We start from the raw sequence: 488 nt of genomic DNA, 5'->3' as shown, positions 1-488 counted from the left end.
CGCGGCGGGTGGGCGGCTGGGGACGGTCGTGGCCTTCCCGCCCGAGTTCGGTGCCGCGCGGGCAATGGCCGTCCGCTGGATCGGGCAGCCGTCGTGGCAGCCGCTCGCGCTCGGCGCACTGGCGGGGGCGATCATCGCGGCGGTGCTGGAGCGGCGCGGGCGACGCGTGGCGCTGGGCGACCTGCGCGCGGTGACCCCGGTGCGGCGTGCGGAACTCGGCTGGGGCGTGCTGCTGGCGGTCGAGGCGGGCGTGACCGAGGAAGTGTTCTTTCGACTGCTGCTGCCGTTGCTGATCGCGCAACTGAGCGGCTCGGCGGTGGCGGGGTTCGTCGTGGCGACCGTCCTGTTCGGCTATGCGCATCGCTATCAGGGCGTGCCCGGTATTGCGGGCACATTGTTGGCGGGCGTGTTGCTGACGCTCATCTACCTTCTTTCCGGGCATTTGTGGGTCGCGATGCTGGTCCATGCCGCAATCGATCTCAACGGAC

At 70.9% G+C, this 488-nt stretch carries 1 protein-coding gene; it reads left to right on the top strand.

Annotated elements, in window-relative coordinates; genetic code table 11:
• Positions 1-488: CPBP family intramembrane glutamic endopeptidase (locus tag NS334_RS18355; protein ID WP_193753138.1), on the top strand; the 488-nt coding region annotated here is incomplete at both ends.

The sequence above is a fragment of the Sphingomonas endophytica genome (assembly GCF_001476895.1).
Taxonomy (GTDB): Bacteria; Pseudomonadota; Alphaproteobacteria; order Sphingomonadales; family Sphingomonadaceae; genus Sphingomonas; species Sphingomonas endophytica_A.
The sequence above is the reverse complement of the archived record's forward strand: the minus strand, read 5'-3'. Positions and strand labels throughout refer to the sequence as shown.